At 60.3% G+C, this 17,000-nt stretch carries 12 protein-coding genes; all 12 read left to right on the top strand.

The genetic code is table 11. The annotated features are described in order from the left end of the window. Positions 1-12 precede the first annotated feature (12 nt). The 12 genes from FPT12_RS04855 to pseC all read left to right on the top strand — a co-directional run bounded on the left by FPT12_RS04855 (position 13) and on the right by pseC (position 16,977). Positions 13-1,581 carry a flagellar hook-associated protein 3 gene (locus tag FPT12_RS04855; RefSeq protein WP_145014893.1) on the top strand — a complete coding sequence of 523 codons (1,569 nt, stop codon included), beginning with the start codon at positions 13-15 and terminating at the stop codon, positions 1,579-1,581. Between the two features lie 114 nt (positions 1,582-1,695). After that, positions 1,696-5,292, top strand: coding sequence for a glycosyltransferase (locus FPT12_RS04850; RefSeq protein ID WP_145014892.1), 3,597 nt, complete (start codon positions 1,696-1,698; stop codon positions 5,290-5,292). Between the two features lie 213 nt (positions 5,293-5,505). Then, the gene (gene rfbF / locus FPT12_RS04845) at positions 5,506-6,279 is read left to right on the top strand and encodes a glucose-1-phosphate cytidylyltransferase (RefSeq protein ID WP_145014891.1); all 774 of its coding nucleotides are present in this window, start codon (positions 5,506-5,508) and stop codon (positions 6,277-6,279) included. After that, complete coding sequence (gene rfbG, locus FPT12_RS04840; protein WP_145014890.1) at positions 6,261-7,343, top strand: CDP-glucose 4,6-dehydratase; 1,083 nt, start codon at positions 6,261-6,263, stop codon at positions 7,341-7,343. The genes rfbF and rfbG overlap by 19 nt, the downstream gene beginning before the upstream one ends. After that, a complete protein-coding gene (locus tag FPT12_RS04835; RefSeq protein WP_145014889.1) occupies positions 7,340-7,900 on the top strand; it encodes a dTDP-4-dehydrorhamnose 3,5-epimerase family protein in 561 nt (186 codons plus the stop codon). The genes rfbG and FPT12_RS04835 overlap by 4 nt, the downstream gene beginning before the upstream one ends. Further along, positions 7,897-9,123, top strand: a complete 1,227-nt coding sequence (locus tag FPT12_RS04830) for a class I SAM-dependent methyltransferase (RefSeq protein WP_145014888.1) — start codon at positions 7,897-7,899, stop codon at positions 9,121-9,123. The genes FPT12_RS04835 and FPT12_RS04830 overlap by 4 nt, the downstream gene beginning before the upstream one ends. Positions 9,124-9,128: 5 nt before the next feature. Further along, positions 9,129-9,986, top strand: a complete 858-nt coding sequence (locus FPT12_RS04825; RefSeq protein ID WP_145014887.1) for an NAD(P)-dependent oxidoreductase — start codon at positions 9,129-9,131, stop codon at positions 9,984-9,986. Further along, positions 9,976-11,049 carry a class I SAM-dependent methyltransferase gene (locus tag FPT12_RS04820; protein ID WP_145014886.1) on the top strand — a complete coding sequence of 358 codons (1,074 nt, stop codon included), beginning with the start codon at positions 9,976-9,978 and terminating at the stop codon, positions 11,047-11,049. The genes FPT12_RS04825 and FPT12_RS04820 overlap by 11 nt, the downstream gene beginning before the upstream one ends. Before the next feature lie 19 nt (positions 11,050-11,068). Next, positions 11,069-11,806 carry a cephalosporin hydroxylase family protein gene (locus FPT12_RS04815; RefSeq protein ID WP_145014885.1) on the top strand — a complete coding sequence of 246 codons (738 nt, stop codon included), beginning with the start codon at positions 11,069-11,071 and terminating at the stop codon, positions 11,804-11,806. Between the two features lie 54 nt (positions 11,807-11,860). Further along, positions 11,861-14,791, top strand: coding sequence for a TIGR00180 family glycosyltransferase (locus FPT12_RS04810; protein ID WP_145015004.1), 2,931 nt, complete (start codon positions 11,861-11,863; stop codon positions 14,789-14,791). Positions 14,792-14,821: 30 nt separating this feature from the next. Further along, entirely contained in the window at positions 14,822-15,823 is a 1,002-nt protein-coding gene (gene pseB / locus FPT12_RS04805) for a UDP-N-acetylglucosamine 4,6-dehydratase (inverting) (RefSeq protein WP_145014884.1), read from the top strand. Continuing rightward, positions 15,820-16,977, top strand: a complete 1,158-nt coding sequence (gene pseC, locus FPT12_RS04800) for a UDP-4-amino-4,6-dideoxy-N-acetyl-beta-L-altrosamine transaminase (protein ID WP_145014883.1) — start codon at positions 15,820-15,822, stop codon at positions 16,975-16,977. Before pseB ends, pseC begins: the two co-directional genes overlap by 4 nt. Positions 16,978-17,000: the final 23 nt, after the last annotated feature.

The following is a 17,000-nucleotide window of genomic DNA, read 5'->3' as shown; positions in this document are numbered from 1 at the left end:
GAGTCGTAATTCATGCGCATTTCTACCGCCCAGTATTACGAAACGACCGCTGCCAACTATCAGCGTAACTACAGCAACGCACTGCAGACCAGCGCCGAAGCGAGCAGTCTGACCAAGGTCAACACAGCAGCCGATGATCCGATTGGTGCTGCGCGTTTGATTCAGCTCGGGCAACAGAGTTCGATGCTGGATCAGTACGCCGGCAACATCAGCAACCTCAAGGGCTCGTACAGCCAGGCCGAAACCGCCTTGAGCGCCATTGGTACCGCCTTGCAGCGAGCCAAGGAGCTGACGTTGGGGGCCAGCAACGGTACGCAAACCGATGCCGATCGTGGGGCCGCGGCCCAGGAGTTGGGGCAGATCCAGAACCAGGTGTTGGGTCTCATGAACAGTCAGGACGCCAATGGCAATTACCTGTTTGGCGGCTCCAAAACCAGCACGCCTCCGTACACGGCAAACTCCGATGGTACCTACAGCTACAACGGTGACCAGTCCGAGGTGAACCTGGCCATTGGTGACTCCATGTCGGTTGCCAGCAACATCACCGGTTGGGATGCTTTCCAGAAGGCGGCCAATACCACTCGCTCTCAGACCACCATGACCGCACCTGCGGTGGATGACGGTCGCGTGACGCTGTCCGACGGCCAGATCAGCAATGGCGCAACGTTCGATTCCAAGTTCGCCGCAGGTCAGCCTTACACCGTGAGCTTTGTCAGCAGCACGCAGCTGAAGATCACCGATGCGCTGGGTGCCGATGTTACCGCCGAGGCCAGCCAGAACGGTGTGGTCAGCAATAAAGACGCGGCTAACCAGACGGTCAGTTTCCGCGGCGTGGACATGACGCTGAACATCAATCTGAAGTCTGGCGATACCGTTCCGGACGCAGTGATTGCCGGCCATAGCTTCCAGTTGACGGTCAAGCCGGACACTATCAACACCTCGCGCAGCCCAGGCAACCCGTCCGTGGCGGTGATCTCCGGTGCTACCCAGACCAACTCGACCGCCTATAACAGCACCTTCCCGACGGGCGGGGCGATTCTCAAGTTCACCAGCGCCACCGCTTACGATCTGTATGCATCGCCGATCACGGCTAGCAGCAAGCCGGTTTCCTCGGGTGTCATGGCGGGCTCTACGGCGACAGCGGCGGGGGTCACTTTCACGCTCGGCGGTACTCCGGCCGCCGGCGATCAGTTTGTTGTCCAGCCCAATGATCACCAGACCCAGAACGTTCTGGACACCCTGAGCCAGTTGCGTACGGCGTTGACTGCCCCGGCAGATAACAACGCAGTGGCCTTGCAAAAAATGCAGGCAGCTGTCGCGTCGGGCATTGGTAACCTGGACACTGCGCAGGCGCAGCTGGGTTCAGCCATCACTGCCGTGGGCGTGCGGGGTCAGGCCCTGGATGATCAGACGGCAACCAACCAGAGTCTGAGCCTTGCCAACACGGCCAGCCAGTCGGCTATCCGCGACTCCGATCCGGCGGCGGTCATGACCCGTCTCACGTTGCAGCAAACCATGTTGCAGGCCGCGCAACTGGCGTTCAGCAAAATCAGTCAGCTGGGTCTGTTCAACAAGATCTAAGGGGGCCTGGCGCGAAAGCGCCCGGCCGTAAACCGCCGAATACCAATCGCCTTTTTTCAGCGGTTTCAGGGGCTCACCCGACCGGGTGAGCGTCCGCCGCTTGAGAGCCCCGCCGTGAATCCAGTCTCGTTAGTCAGCCTTGTCATTCCCGCCTTCAATCCGCGCTTCTTCGCCCAGGCCCTGCGCAGTGCCCTGATCCAGCAATACGCCAACCTCGAAATCATTGTGTGCGACGACAGTCGCGGCGATGAGATTCAGCAGGTTGTCGAGTCGCTGACGGGCGACGCTGCTGAGCGCGTGCGGTATGTACGAAACCCGCAGGCGCTTGGGTTTGTCGGCAATCTGCTGGCCTGTCTGGGTGAGGCAAAGGGCGAGTACATCAAGTTCCTCTGCGATGACGATCAGCTATCTCCTGCGTGTATCGAGCGTCAGGCGCAGGTCCTGACCGGGCAGGCGGACATCAATCTGGTGCTTGCCCAGCGGGTGTTCTGGGATGCTGACGATCACCCGTTGCCGTCACGCCTGGAGAACAGCACGCTGTCGCCGGTTTGCGGGATATTCAAGGGCGATGACCTGCTGGCGATTTTCGAGAACTTCCCGGTCAACTTCGTCGGTGGTTTCAGCAGTGCGCTGTTCCGCCGCAAGGATGTGCAGGAGCTGATGCCGGCCTTGACTCAACCTGGCCATTGCTTTGTCGCGTCGCTCGATCTGGCCTTGTACATCTGCCTGATGCGCCGGGGCAACATGGCGCAGCTCAACTACGTGTTGAGTGTCGAGCGCTTGCATCCGGAGCGTTTGATTCGTCAGCAGCCGATGAAAGATGCGGCAGAGCTGGAAAAACACTGGCTGGTGCAAATGCTCAAGGTTCGAGGTGGCGAGGGCGCCCCGGCGGCGGGTTGGGTTCGTTATCTGCCGTTGAGCCGCGCCAGCGAGGCACCGCGCGTCTGGGACGAGTTGCCCCTGAGTCGAACCCTGGGCGCTCGCCAGGCCAACCAGGAATATCGGGTAGGTATCGCCAGCGAGAGTTTTTCCCAACTGTACACGCAATGGCTGGCGTGTCGCACGCTCAGTGAGACTCAGCGACGTCTATTGCCGGAAACCGTGGCCGGTTGGGCGCGACAGCCGAAAATTGTCCCGATCATCATCGATGAGCAGGCCAGCCGAGCCAATCTGGATCTCACTCTGAAAAGCCTTGCCGGACAGCTCTATGCGCCGGAGCTGACCCTGGTGTTGTCCAGCGCGTGTACCGAAGCTCAGCTCGATGAGCGGGTGTTCAACCTGCCGTTGCAGGAGGACTGGTGCGCGCAGCTCAACGCATTGCTGGCGCAACTCGACGGCGTCGACTGGTTCTACGTGCTGCGTGCCGGCGATCGTCTGGTGGAGCCGGCGCTGTTGCTGCTGGCCGAGCGCATCAGTGCATCGCCGAGTGCGTTGTGTGTGTATGGCGACGAAGGCGGATTGCGTGACGGTGAGTCGGCAGACCCGGTCTTCAAGCCGGATTTCAACCTGGACCTGATGCGCAGTTATCCCTACGTCGGGCGATCCCTGGCGTTTCAGCGTGAGCGTTTCCTGGCGTTGGGTGGCTTCAATTCAAGCTATGGCGAGCTGGCGCCTCACGATGTGCTGTGGCGCATGGTCGAGGGCGATGGCGTGGAGGTCGTCGAACATATTGCCGAGGTGATGCTGGAGTCGACGCTCGGCCTGGCACAGTGGCTGGCGCTGCCCGACGTCATTGAGCTCAACCCGCAAGTGTTGGAGGCGCATCTTCAGCGATTGGGCGTTGCCCATGAGGTTCGCCAGGGCAGTTTTACCTTGCTCAATCGTGTCGATTACCTGCACGCCGAGCGGCCGCAGGTGTCGATCATCATTGTCTGCAAGGACCAGTTGGCAGTGCTGCAACGGTGTGTCGAAAGCCTGTTGGAGAAAACCGCCTACAGCGAGTACGAGTTACTGCTGGTCGACAACGGCAGTGAGTCTGCACAGACGCTTGAGTGGCTGAGTGCCATGACCCAGTTGGGCAGTGACCGGTTGCGGGTGCTGACGTATCCGCAGCAGGGGAATGTCGCGGCGACGCGCAACTTTGCGGCGCAGCAGGCTCGCGGTGAATACCTGCTGATGCTCGACCCGTATGTGGTGGTCACCCGTGCGGACTGGCTGGGTGAATTGCTCAATCATGCGCAGCGTCCAGAAGTCGGTGTCGTCGGGGCCAAGCTGTTCAATCCTGACGGTTGCGTGCTGCATGCCGGCCTGATTCTCGGGCTGCAAGGGCCGGCCGGTTCACCATTTTTCGGTGACTCGCTGAATGCGGCCGGCTATATGCACCGCTTGCAGGTGGTTCAGGATTTGAGCGCCGTCGGTGCCGATTGCCTGATGGTGCGCAAGGCGGTGTTCGAGCGTGTTGGCGGGCTACAGGCGCAGGATTTTGCCTTGACCCTCAATGAGGTGGATTTGTGTTTGCGGGTCCGTCAAAACGGCTATCTGGTGGTGTGGACGCCGTACGCCCAATTGGCCCTCGGCACACAGCCCGTAGCGGTAGCAGACGCTGCTGAACTGGCGCTTCGCGCTCAGGAGCAGGAAACCTTCTACCGGCGCTGGTTGCCCATCGTTGCCCGCGATCCGGCGTATAACCCCAACCAGATGCTGAATACGCTCGGTGGCTCCAGCTACAGTCTGGAGCCAGGCTTGCGCACGGGCTGGAGCCCGTTTTCCGTTCGCCAGGTACCGAAGGTCATGGCGTTGCCGGTCAATTCCTCGGCGGTCGGTCACTATCGGACGATCCAGCCGCTGGTCGAATTGGAAAAGGCTGGTCGGGCGACCGGGCGGATCTACTACGATCTGCCGTCGATCATCGAGATCGAGCGCGAGTCTCCGGACGTGATCATTTTGCAGGGTCGCTACAGCGAAGGGCCGATCAACGAGATTGCCGCCTTCAAGCCCTATACCAACGCTCGACTGATTTTCGAGCTGGATGACTATGTCATCAAGGCGCCGAAGAAGAACGCGCACATTCGCAATATGCCGGACAACGTCGAGATGGAGCGTCTGGTCCGTCGCGGTATCGGCCTGTGCGATCGGGTGGTGGTTTCGACTCAACCACTGGCCGATGCGTTGTCGTCGATGCATCACGACATCCGGGTCGTGCCGAACATGCTCGCGACACATCTTTGGGATGGTTTACGCAGTCAGCGTCGTACCTCGAAAAAGCCACGAGTTGGCTGGGGGGGCGGCACCAGTCACTCGGGCGATCTGGCGATCATTGCCGACGTCGTTCGCGAGCTGGCCAACGAGGTGGATTGGGTGTTCTTTGGTATGTGTCCCGAAGAATTGCTGCCTTACATGCATGAGTTCCATGGCGTGATCGACCTCAGTGTCTACCCGGCGAAGCTGGCCAGTCTGAACCTCGACCTGGCACTGGCGCCGCTGGAGTTTCATATCTTCAACGACTGCAAGAGCAATCTGCGTCTGCTGGAATACGGCGCCTGCGGCTACCCGGTGGTCTGTACCGATACCGAGGCGTATCGGGGTTATCTGCCATGCACTCGGGTTGTCAGCAACAGCACCGATGAGTGGTTGCAAGCCATCCGCATGCACCTGGCCGACCCGGACGCCAGCTACCGCATGGGCGATGAACTGCGCGAAGCGGTGCTGCGCGACTACATACTGCGCGGAGATAACGTGCGGTACTGGGAAAATGGCTGGTTGGCCGATTGATACCCTCCGTGTAGCCGCTGCCTGAAGGTAGCGGCTACACAGCGCCGCCGTTCGAGCTGGCGCGTTTCCTGCAAGTCCCCCTGAAAATCGCCATAAATCGAGCATATGCGGTGCAGCCGGAAGGTCATGGGTGCAGCCTCGTACGATTTATCCAGACGGTCGCAAAGCCTTGTAGGGCTTGGGCTGGCCCTGTGACGAACAAGAGGGGACAAGATGAAGGCAGTTATTCTGGCGGGTGGCCTGGGCACGCGGATCAGCGAAGAGTCGCACCTCAAGCCCAAGCCGATGATCGAGATCGGCGGCAAGCCAATTCTCTGGCACATCATGAAGCAATATTCCGCACACGGAATTCACGACTTCGTGATTTGCCTTGGCTACAAGGGCTACGCGATCAAGGACTTTTTCGCCAACTACTTTCTGCATACCTCTGACGTCACGTTCGACATGTCGAACAACCGCATGGACGTTCACCAGAACTATAGCGAGCCTTGGCGTGTGACCTTGATCGACACCGGCGAAGAGACCATGACCGGTGGCCGTTTGCGTCGTGCCAGCCGCTATCTGGAAGATCAGGAAGCCTTCTGCTTTACCTATGGCGACGGTGTTTCGGACCTGAATATTGGCGCGCTGGTGGATTTTCACTTGAGCAGCGGCAAGCTGGCCACGGTCACGGCGGTGCAGCCACCCGGACGTTACGGCGCACTGGAGCGCGACGGTGATCTGGTGCGCGGCTTCATCGAAAAACCTCGTGGCGATGGCGGCTGGATCAACGGCGGCTTCTTTGTCTTGTCACCCAAAGTGCTGTCGCTGATCACCGCCGACGAAACAGTCTGGGAGTCCGAGCCGTTGATGACCCTGGCTGCCGAGGGGCAACTGAGCGCGTTCCAGCACGATGGTTTCTGGCACCCGATGGACACCCTGCGTGACAAGAACCATCTGGAGCACCTGTGGCAGAGCGGGGAGGCCCCATGGAAGCAGTGGGACTGAGTTCGCAATTCTGGCGCAGCAAGCGGGTACTGGTTACCGGGCACACCGGTTTCAAAGGCGGTTGGTTGACGCTGTGGCTACAAAGCCTGGGGGCTGAGGTCACGGGCTTTGCCCTGGACCCGTCCACCGAACCAAGTCTGTTCGAGCTGGCGCGCGTTGCTGAAGGCATTAATGACCAGCGCGGTGACTTGCGTGACCTGGGGGCGTTGCTGGAGCTGATCGCCGAGGTTCAGCCAGAAATCGTCCTGCATCTGGCAGCACAACCATTGGTGCGCGAAGGCTACCGTGATCCGCTCGGGACTTACTCGAGCAACGTCATGGGCACGCTCAATCTGCTGGAAGCGATTCGCCAGATCGGCGGGGTACGTGCGTGCGTGCTGGTGACCACCGACAAGGTCTACGCCAATCAGGAATGGCTGTGGCCCTATCGCGAGAACGAAGCCCTTGGCGGCCATGATCCTTACAGCAGCAGCAAGGCGTGTTGCGAGTTGTTGGCGCAGTCTTACGCGGCCTCGTTTTTTCCTGCCGAACGGCATGCCGAGCACGGTCTGGCATTGGCCACGGCACGCGCCGGGAATGTGCTCGGTGGCGGTGATTTCGCCCCGGAACGGTTGATTCCCGATGTGCTCAAGGCGTGGTCGGCGAATGAACCGGTGACCCTGCGATACCCACAGGCGGTACGCCCTTGGCAGCACGCGCTGGAACCGCTGGCCGGTTACCTGCAATTGGCGGCGGGTCTGTATGAGTTCGGTCCGCAATTCGCCGGTGCGTGGAACTTCGGGCCGAGTGAAGGTGACATGTGCAGCGTCGGCGAAGTGGTCGAACTGCTCTCCAAACGTTGGCCGCATGCGCGAGGTTTGCGCGTCGAACCGAGTGAGTTGCATGAGGCCGGCCTGTTGCGACTGGACAGCAGTCGCGCCCGTCAGGTGTTGGCATGGCAGCCGCGCTGGTCGCTGCAAGACTGTCTGAAGCACACTCTGGATTGGCACCTGGCCTGGGAAAATGGCGATGACATGCGTGCAGTCACCTTGAGCCAGTTGAACCTGTATCGGGGGCTGCGGTGAGCGAATTTCGCATCAGTGCGTTGCCTCTCCAGGGCTTGTTCAGTGTGCAGCACAAACGCCATGAAGATCAGCGCGGGCACTTCGCCCGGCTGTTCTGCGAGGGCAGCCTGAGCGCCTTTGGCGAGCCGTTCCCTATTCGTCAGATCAACCAGTCCTGCACCCGTGAGCGCGGTAGTGTGCGCGGTTTGCATTATCAGAATGCCCAGGCCCCGGAAGCCAAACTGATCACCTGCCTGCGCGGTGAAGTCTGGGACGTCGCGGTCGATCTGCGACCGGATTCGGCGACCTTTTTACAGTGGCACGCCGAGCACCTGCGTGCCGGTGATGGTCGCAGCCTGTTGATTCCGGCAGGTTTCGCCCATGGCTTTCAGACCTTGAGTGACGATGCCGAGCTGCTGTATCTGCACAGCGCCGATTACGCCCCGGATCACGAGGGCGGCCTGTCGGTGCTCGATCCGCGTCTGGCGATTGCCTGGCCTGAGCCTGTCAAAAATCTGTCGACCCGGGATGTCGCCCATCCCTGGCTTGATGACCATTTCCCTGGAGTGCGTCTATGAACTGCCGAGGTTGCGGCACCCCGTTGGCGTTGCCGTTGATCGATCTGGGCACCTCACCGCCGTCCAACGCGTACCTGCGGGCCGAGCAGTTGGAGCAGGCCGAGCAATGGGTCCCGTTGAAAGTTGCGGTCTGCCAGGAATGCTGGCTGGTGCAGACCGAGGACTACACCAGCGCCGACAGTCTGTTCGATGCCGATTATGCGTACTTCAGTTCCTTTTCCAGTACCTGGCTGGCCCATGCCGATCGGTATGTGGCCGAGATGGTCGAGCGTTTCGGGCTGACCGCCGACAGTCGTGTCGTGGAAATTGCCGCCAACGATGGCTACTTGCTGCAGTACGTTGCACAACGCGGTATCCGTTGCCTCGGCGTCGAGCCGACCCGCAGCACGGCACAGGCCGCGCGGGAAAAAGGCCTGGACATACGCGAGCTGTTCTTCGGTCGCGACAGCGCCTCGCAGTTGCTGAGCGAAGGCTGGGGTGCGGACCTGATGGCCGCCAACAATGTGCTGGCGCATGTGCCGGACATCAATGATTTCCTCAGCGGTTTCGCGACGCTGCTCAAGCGCACGGGCGTGGCGACGTTCGAGTTCCCGCAGCTGCTGACGCTGATGGCCGGGCAGCAGTTCGACACCCTTTACCACGAGCACTATTCCTATCTGTCGCTGACAGCCGTACAGCGTTTGTGTGAACGCAATGGCCTGGAAGTCTTCGATGTCAGCGAGCTGCCGACCCATGGCGGATCATTACGGGTGTTCGTGCAGCGTGCCGATGGTGTGCGCCGTGAAGTAACGCCTGCGGTGCAACAACAGTTGCAGGTCGAGCAGGTGGCCGGGGTGAAAACCGCTGCCTACTACGCGACCCTGGCCCCGGCCGCAGAACAGATCAAACACGGACTGCTGCGTTTCCTGTTGCAGGCCAAGGCCGAAGGCAAACGCGTAGTCGGTTATGGCGCCGCCGCCAAGGGCAACACCTTGCTCAACTATGCCGGTGTCAAGCCAGACCTGCTGGCCTGGGTGGCGGATGCCAGCCCGCACAAGCAAGGCAAGTTCTTGCCGGGCAGCCGTATTCCGGTGGTGTCTCCCGAGCAGTTGGCCATCGAGCGACCCGACTACGTACTGGTCCTGCCGTGGAACCTGTTGCAGGAAGTCAGCGAGCAACAGGCTCAGGTGCGTGAGTGGGGCGGGCGCTTTGTGATCGCCGTGCCTGAGTTGACCCTGCTGTGATCGGCATGAAGATCCTGGTCTCCGGCGCCACCGGCTTTGTCGGGCGTCATCTGGTGTCGGCGCTGTTGGCCAATGGCTGCCAGGTGCGGGCGGTGGCGCGCAATGCCGAGGCCGCTCAAGGCCTGCCGTGGATCAATGCGGTGGAGTTCGTGGCGGCGGATATTCATGCCGTCGATCTGGATATCGCCGCGCTGACCGATGGCGTAGACGCACTCGCCCATCTGGCATGGCCCGGGTTGCCGAACTATCAGGCGCTGTTTCATTTCGAGCATAACCTGATGGCCGATTACCGCTTCATCAAAGGCGTGGTCGAGGCAGGGGTATCCCAAGTGCTGGTAACCGGCACCTGCTTCGAATACGGGATGCAGAGCGGCCCGCTGAGCGAAGCGACCGCACCTCAGCCGAGTAACCCTTACGGGCTGGCGAAAAACACTTTGCGCCTGTTCCTTGAGGCCTTGCAGCATGAACGTCCCTTTACCCTGCAATGGGCCCGTCTGTTTTACCTCTACGGTGCCGGGCAGAACCCCAACAGCCTGCTGGCCAGCCTTGATCGGGCGATCGAGAGCGGCGAGGCGCAGTTCAATATGTCCGCCGGTGAGCAATTGCGCGATTACCTGCCGATCGAAACGGCCGCTGCTTATCTGGCGAAGGTGTTGCAGCATCGCGCGTTTGACGGGGTGATCAATTGTTCCAGCGGTCGGCCGATATCGGTACGAGCATTGGTGGAGCAGCGGTTGCGTGAGCGCAATGCGTCGATCACCTTGAATCTTGGCCACTACGGTTATGCAACCCACGAACCCATGGCGTTCTGGGGTGTGGCCGAACGGTTGCAACAGCTAACGGGAGCTGAGCATGGTGCATGAGCTATATCGGGCCACAGGCCTGCCGGTGTTGCAGAACCGGACGTTTGCCGATGCTGCGTCAGCAAGGGCATCGGCCAGCGCCGATATCGTGTTGGTACAGGATCAGGTCAGCGGGCTGATCTTCAATCAGGCCTTCGATGCCGACAAACTGAGCTACGACAGCGACTACCAGAATGAGCAGGCCCATTCGGCCGAGTTCAAGAAGCATCTGAGTGATGTCGAGGCCGTCATTGCCCGGCACTTCGAGGGCCAGAACCTGATCGAGGTCGGCTGCGGCAAGGGCTATTTCCTCGAGCAACTGCGCGACCACGGGTATGCCATTACCGGCATCGACCCGGCTTACGAGGGCAGCAATGCCGACGTGATCAAGGCCCCGTTCACCCGTGGTCTGGGCCTGGCGGCGGATGCGGTGGTGCTGCGTCATGTGCTGGAGCATATCGCTGATCCGGTGGCGTTTCTGGCGCAGATCGCCGAGGCCAACCAGGGCGGCGGGCAGATCTACATCGAGGTGCCGTGCTTTGACTGGATCCTCGAGCGCAGTGCCTGGTTCGATGTATTTTACGAGCACGTGAATTACTTCCGGCTCGATGACCTGCGTCGACTGTTCGGTACCGTGCATGAGGCCGGACACTTGTTTGGCGGTCAGTACCTGTACATCGTTGCGGACCTGTCGAGCCTGCAAACGACCCCAGCCCAAACGATTGAGCGGATGAGCCTGCCGGCCAACTTCACGGCCAGCCTCGAACGGGCTGTGCAGATCATTCAGAGCGCTCCCGAACACGGTTCGGGCATCTGGGGAGCGTCCTCCAAAGGCGTGATTTATTCGTTGTTCCTGCAACGCGCCGGTGTCGCGGTGGATCAGGTGGTGGATATCAACCCGGCCAAGCAGGGGCGTTATCTGCCCCTCAGCGGCGTGCGGGTGTCCTCGCCGCAAGAGGCGATGGATGCCTTGCCCGAAGGCGCCAATCTGTTTGTGATGAACTCCAACTACCTCGAAGAAATCAAGCGCATGACCGGTGGGCGATATGTCTACCACGCGGTCGACAGCGCTTCGTTCCAATGACTTTTACTGAGACTTGAAAATGACCGACAAGACCGTAATTCAAGCATTCGAAGCCGAGTGCCAGGAGCAGATCCGCGCTCAGGGCCAGGATGAAAAACTCAAGGGCCTGGCCCGCGATTTCTTCAACGAATCGGCCCTGCACAAATACAGCTATCACTTCTCCTGGATGGGCCGCCCGATCATTCAGTTGCCTCAGGACATGATGGCGATGCAGGAGATCATCTGGCAGGTCAAGCCGGACCTGGTGATCGAATGTGGCATCGCCCATGGCGGTTCGATTATTTACTACGCCTCCCTGCTGGAATTGCAGGGCCACGGTGAAGTGCTGGGTATCGACCTGGATATCCGCCCGCACAACCGTGAGGCCATCGAAAGCCATCCGATGAGCAAGCGCATCTCGATGATCGAAGGTTCGAGCATTGATCCGGCCATCGCCGATCAGGTGCGTGCCGCAGCCGCCGGCAAGAAAGTCATCCTGGTGCTGGACTCCAACCACACCCATGACCATGTACTTGAAGAACTGCGCCTGTATGCGCCGCTGGTTTCGGTCGACAGTTACTGTGTGGTGATGGATACCGTGGTCGAAGACATGCCGGAAGACGCCTTCCCGGACCGTCCGTGGGGCCAGGGCGACAACCCGAAAACTGCGGTCTGGGCGTACCTGGAAGAAAACCGCGATTTCGAAATCGATGTACAGATGGACAACAAGCTACTGATCAGCGTGGCGCCGGACGGCTATCTGCGTCGGGTTCGTTAAGCAACGACATCATTGATGAGTTCATCGGGCGATACGCCGGTTGTGGGGAAAAATATGCAAGGCAAGTACGGTTCTGAAAGCGGATTACCACTGAACGAGTTGTTGACGGTGGTGCTGGTCACCCACAACCGCCCGGCATTTGTGCGCCGGGCGGTGAAGTTCTATAGCACCTTGCCTTGCAGGATTCTGCTGCTGGACTCTTCGACCCACATCACCGAAGGCATCGACGGTGTGTACCCCTCGGTCGACTATCGGCATCTGCCGCAGTTCGGCTACCAGGGCTTGCGGGCCAAGCTTCACTACGGCGTGCAGCATGTCACCACGCCCTATATGGCGTTCGCCGCCGACGATGACTTCATCGTGCATGATGCCCTCGACGCTTCGGTCTCGTTCCTGGAAGAGAACCCGGACTACGGCATGTGCCATGGCTATTGCCTGATGTATCTGGCCCTGGCGAGCAGCGTGAGCTACTACCGTCGGGACAAGAAGGTCTGTGAAGACTATTCGTCCGAGCGTGCTCAGGACCGGGTCATCGACTTCATGCAGCAGTACATCCCGCCGTTCTATGCCGTTCACCGCACTGAGCTGTTGCGTGACTGGTATGCGGTCATGCCGGAGGACACCATCTTCGAATGGCAGGAAATTGGCCATGCGTACTACATGCTGGCAATGGCCAAGGCTCGAATCCTGCCGATCCCTTATGTGGTGCGTGAGGTCAATTACCTGGCATCGGAGCACAACACCGAGGTCTACGGCACGCTGACTGCCAGTGATGCAAAATCGGTGGCAGATCGTGAGAGGTTCGCCCAGCTATTGTCGACGCTGCCGAGTACCAAAACCGGTCTCGACCCTGAGCAGGGCAAGCAGCTGGCACTCGACAGTTTCGAGGCGATGGCCGACTGCTTGCGCACCGGTCGGTCACTGACCGCCGAACCGATTTTCGAGTCGCGCTGGACCAACGTACAGAAGGGGCCGGATCGTCGGTTCGGGCTTTTGCAGTACGTTGAACTGCCTTACTACAATCAACAGTTCTTCGACCTGTTGAGCCAGTATGAGTTTTTGCTGCACGCGATGCCGGCCGGTCGTGTTCAGCTTCAGGGGCTCGAAGGTATCTGGGCCCATCAGGAAGACATGATGCGGCCACGCAACAACGACACCGTCGAAAGCGTTGTCGAGCGGCTGTGGCATGCGTATGACAGCGGCCCCTTCAATCGTCAGGTGGTCAAGCGTCTGGCGCAGCAGTTGGAGCTTCTGGGCGAAGCGGATGACGCACGGGACATGTCTGCCTGGGCCGAGCGTCTGGACGCGGTATCGACGCGAGGCAATGAAGAGGCGTTCGGTGCCATGCGCTCCGGTCGGCTGCTCAAGTGGCTGGTGGCACGCACCCCGGACGCTGACGAAGTCGCTGCGACGTCGCGTTATCTGGCTGCCCACAACGGCGGTCCACAGTTTGGCATTCTGGTGCTGGATCTGGACAACGACGCGGCCAAGCTACAGATCACCCTCGACAGTCTGCTGGAAGGTCACAACCACGCCTTCAAGATCGTGGTGTTCACCACGGGCAAGCCGCTGGCGGCAACGACGGTGCACAACACCTTGCACTTTGTCTGCGTGACGCAAGCCAACTATGTCGACAAGCTTAATCAGATCGCGCGTCAATCGCCGTGCGACTGGTTGCTGCTGACCGAGGCGGGGGACGAGTTCACCGCTGGCGGTTTGTTGCGCGCAGGTCTGGAACTGCACGCCGCGCCCGACTGTCGAGCGGTGGCAGTGGACGAGATTCAGCGTGACCCCAGTGGCGCGCTGGTCGATGTATTCCGGCCAGGCTTCAACCTCGACCTGCTGCAAAGCCTGCCAACGCTGATGGCGCAGCATTGGCTGATCCGCAAGGATGTACTGTTGGAAGCAGGCGGTTACCAGGCCGACTTCAGCAAGGCGCTGGAGTTTGACCTGTTGCTGCGCATCATCGAGCAGGGCGGCCTGGCCTGGCTGGCCCATCTGGACGAACCGTTGCTGATCACTCGCGCGCCAGTACTGGAAGACAATGCCCACGAACGTCAGGCGTTGATCCGTCACCTCGCGACCCGTGGCTACAAGGCGCAGATCAGCTCGGCCGAGCCAGGCACGTATCAAATCGATTACCGTCACACCGAGCGTCCGCTGGTGTCGATCATCCTGGCCAGCCAGGACAATCTGGAGCAGTTGCAACGGTGCCTGACCGGCATTGTGCAACGAACCCGCTACACCCGTTACGAAGTGCTGATCGCCGACAACGCGAGCCAGTCACCGGACATCCTGCAATGGCTGGACGGCCTCGGGCAGCCGGGCGACAAGGTCCGTGTCCTGCGGGCGCACGAGCGTCTCAGCCAGTCGGCGTTGTATAACGAGGCCAGCCAGCAGGCTCAGGGTGAATACCTGGTGCTGCTGGCGGCGGACAGTGAAGTGGTCAACCCGAACTGGCTCGAGTCCCTGCTCAACCAGGCCCAGCGACCGGAAGTCGGTGTGGTCGGCGTCAAGCTGCTGGATCGCGACGGCAAAGTGACTCAGGCCGGTTTGATCCTGGGCATGAACGACAGTGTCGGTTCGGCCTTCGTCGGTGAGCCGAAGGATGCCAAGGGCTATCTGAATCGTCTGGTGCTGGAACAGAATTACTCAGCCGTCTCAGCGGTGTGCCTGATGATTCGCAAAGCGCTGTTCGACGAGGTTGGCGGGCTGGACGAACACGCGTTTGCCAATGCCTACGGTGATGTCGACTTGTGCCTCAAGGCCGGTCAGGCTGGTTATCTGGTGGTGTGGACGCCGCAAGTGCAGGTCATCCATCCAGGCACCTTGCCCGATGCACCGCAGGTGCTTGCGGCTCTGCGTGAAAAATGGGCCGGGCCGTTCCAGCACGATCTGGCGTACAACAAGAACCTCGCCCTGACCGGCAAGGGTTTCACCCTTGACAATGCGACCAGCGTGGATTGGGCGCGGTTGCTGGTTTAAGTCTGGTGCACAGGTAAAAGGATTCGCGGCATGTTCAACGGCAAATCGATTTTCATCTCGGGCGGCACCGGTTCGTTTGGACGCATGTTCATCCGGCGTTTGCTCGAGCAGTACCAGCCCAAGCGGGTGGTGGTGTTCTCGCGTGACGAACTCAAGCAGTACGAGATGCAGCAAACCTTCAATGCACCATGCATGCGTTACTTTCTGGGCGATGTGCGCGATGCCGAACGTTTGCGCCAGGCGATGCGCGGGATCGATTACGTGGTGCATGCCGCCGCCCTGAAACAGGTGCCTGCGGCGGAATACAACCCCACTGAATGCATTCGTACCAACGTCAACGGCGCGGAAAATATCATCGCTGCCGCCATTGATAACGGTGTGAAGAAAGTCGTTGCGCTGTCCACCGACAAGGCGGCCAGCCCGATCAATCTGTACGGTGCGACCAAGCTGCTCTCGGACAAACTGTTCGTCGCGGCGAACAACATCGCCGGTGATCAGCAAACCCGGTTTGCAGTGGTGCGCTACGGCAATGTGGCCGGCTCACGCGGCTCGGTGGTGCCGTTCTTCAGCAAACTGATTGCCGAGGACGCGAAAGAACTGCCGATTACCGACGAGCGCATGACCCGCTTCTGGATCACCCTCGATCACGGTGTGCAGTTCGTGCTCGACAGCTTCGCGCGGATGCATGGCGGAGAGGTTTTCGTGCCGAAGATCCCGTCGATCCGCATCGTCGATCTGGCACGAGGCATGGCCGAGCATTTGCCGCACAAAGTCGTCGGGATTCGTCCGGGTGAAAAGCTGCATGAATTGATGGTGCCGCTGGATGACGCACGGATGACCCTGGAATTCGAGGACCACTACACCATCGAGCCGTCGATTCGTTTTACTCACGTCGACATTGATTTTTCGCTGGATGGCGTAGGTGAGCAGGGCCGTCGCGTGAGCGAAGACTTCGAGTATCGCTCAGACACCAATGCGCATTTCCTCTCAGTCGGACAGATTGCCGAGTTGCACGCCGGGTTGTCGGCATGATTCCTTACGGTCGGCAAAGCCTTGATCAGGCGGACATCGACGCTGTGGCCGCCGTGTTGCAGTCCGACTGGCTGACACAAGGGCCGACCATCGAGCGTTTCGAGCAGGCCATGGCGGAGCGCTGCCAGGCGGATTATGCGGTGGCGGTGTGCAATGCCACGGCGGCCTTGCACATTGCGTGTCTGGCGGCGGGGCTCGGGCCAGGCGATCGCTTGTGGACCACGCCGAATACCTTTTTGGCTTCGGCCAACTGTGGTCGCTATTGCGGTGCCGAGGTGGACTTTGTCGACATCGACCCGCTGACCTGGAACCTTGATGCCTATGCCCTGAAAGCCAAGCTGGAAGCGGCGGAGGACAATGGCACGCTGCCCAAAGTGCTGGTGGCGGTGGCGTTCTCCGGGCAGAGCTGCGACCTGCGCATGATCGCCGAACTGGCCGAGCGCTATGGTTTCACGGTGATAGAAGATGCGTCCCACGCGGTGGGTGCGTCTTATGCCGGGCGCCCGGTGGGGTGTGGTGAGTTCGCGGCGATGACGGTGTTCAGCTTTCATCCGGTGAAAATCATCACCAGTGCCGAAGGTGGCATGGTCCTGACCAATCGCCGGGACCTGGCCGAGCGCCTGCAACGCCTGCGCTGCCACGGCATGACCCGCGACCCCGAGCAAATGACCGAACCCAGCCATGGCCCCTGGTACTACCAGCAGGTGGAACTGGGCTTCAACTACCGCATCACCGACCTGCAAGCTGCTCTCGGGCTGTCGCAGTTGAACAAGCTGGATGATTTCATCGAGCGTCGGCGTGAGTTGGCGGCGCGTTATGACCGTTTACTGGCATACCTGCCACTGACCTTGCCCAGCGCTCAGCCCGACGCCGAGTCGGCATGGCATCTTTATGTGGTGCGTCTGCAACTCGATCGTATCAACCTCAGTCATCGACAGGTGATTGAAGGTTTGCGAGCGGCCGGGGTCGGTGTGAATCTGCACTATATTCCCGTGCATTTGCAGCCGTACTATCGGGATCTTGGCTTCGCCGAAGGTGATTTTCCGCAGGCCGAACGTTACTACGCCGAGGCCATCAGCCTGCCGCTGTTTCCGTTACTCAGTGATGAACAGCAGGACTACGTGGTCGAGCAACTGCGCCGGCTGACCGAATAAATGCTGCCATGGCGGCGAATGGG

This window comes from Pseudomonas sp. H3(2019) (assembly GCF_007713465.1).
GTDB lineage: Bacteria > Pseudomonadota > Gammaproteobacteria > Pseudomonadales > Pseudomonadaceae > Aquipseudomonas.
Note: the sequence above shows the minus strand (reverse complement) of the source record. Positions and strands in the feature narration are given on the sequence as shown.

Excerpts from the sequence above, each read along its gene's own strand:
- FPT12_RS04855 (WP_145014893.1), top strand. The coding sequence starts at position 13 with ATGCGCATTTCTACCGCCCAGTATTACGAAACGACCGCTGCCAACTAT.
- rfbF (WP_145014891.1), top strand. The coding sequence starts at position 5,506 with ATGAAGGCAGTTATTCTGGCGGGTGGCCTGGGCACGCGGATCAGCGAA.
- rfbG (WP_145014890.1), top strand. The coding sequence starts at position 6,261 with ATGGAAGCAGTGGGACTGAGTTCGCAATTCTGGCGCAGCAAGCGGGTA.
- FPT12_RS04830 (WP_145014888.1), top strand. The coding sequence starts at position 7,897 with ATGAACTGCCGAGGTTGCGGCACCCCGTTGGCGTTGCCGTTGATCGAT.
- FPT12_RS04825 (WP_145014887.1), top strand. The coding sequence starts at position 9,129 with ATGAAGATCCTGGTCTCCGGCGCCACCGGCTTTGTCGGGCGTCATCTG.
- FPT12_RS04820 (WP_145014886.1), top strand. The coding sequence starts at position 9,976 with ATGGTGCATGAGCTATATCGGGCCACAGGCCTGCCGGTGTTGCAGAAC.
- FPT12_RS04815 (WP_145014885.1), top strand. The coding sequence starts at position 11,069 with ATGACCGACAAGACCGTAATTCAAGCATTCGAAGCCGAGTGCCAGGAG.
- FPT12_RS04810 (WP_145015004.1), top strand. The coding sequence starts at position 11,861 with ATGCAAGGCAAGTACGGTTCTGAAAGCGGATTACCACTGAACGAGTTG.
- pseB (WP_145014884.1), top strand. The coding sequence starts at position 14,822 with ATGTTCAACGGCAAATCGATTTTCATCTCGGGCGGCACCGGTTCGTTT.
- pseC (WP_145014883.1), top strand. The coding sequence starts at position 15,820 with ATGATTCCTTACGGTCGGCAAAGCCTTGATCAGGCGGACATCGACGCT.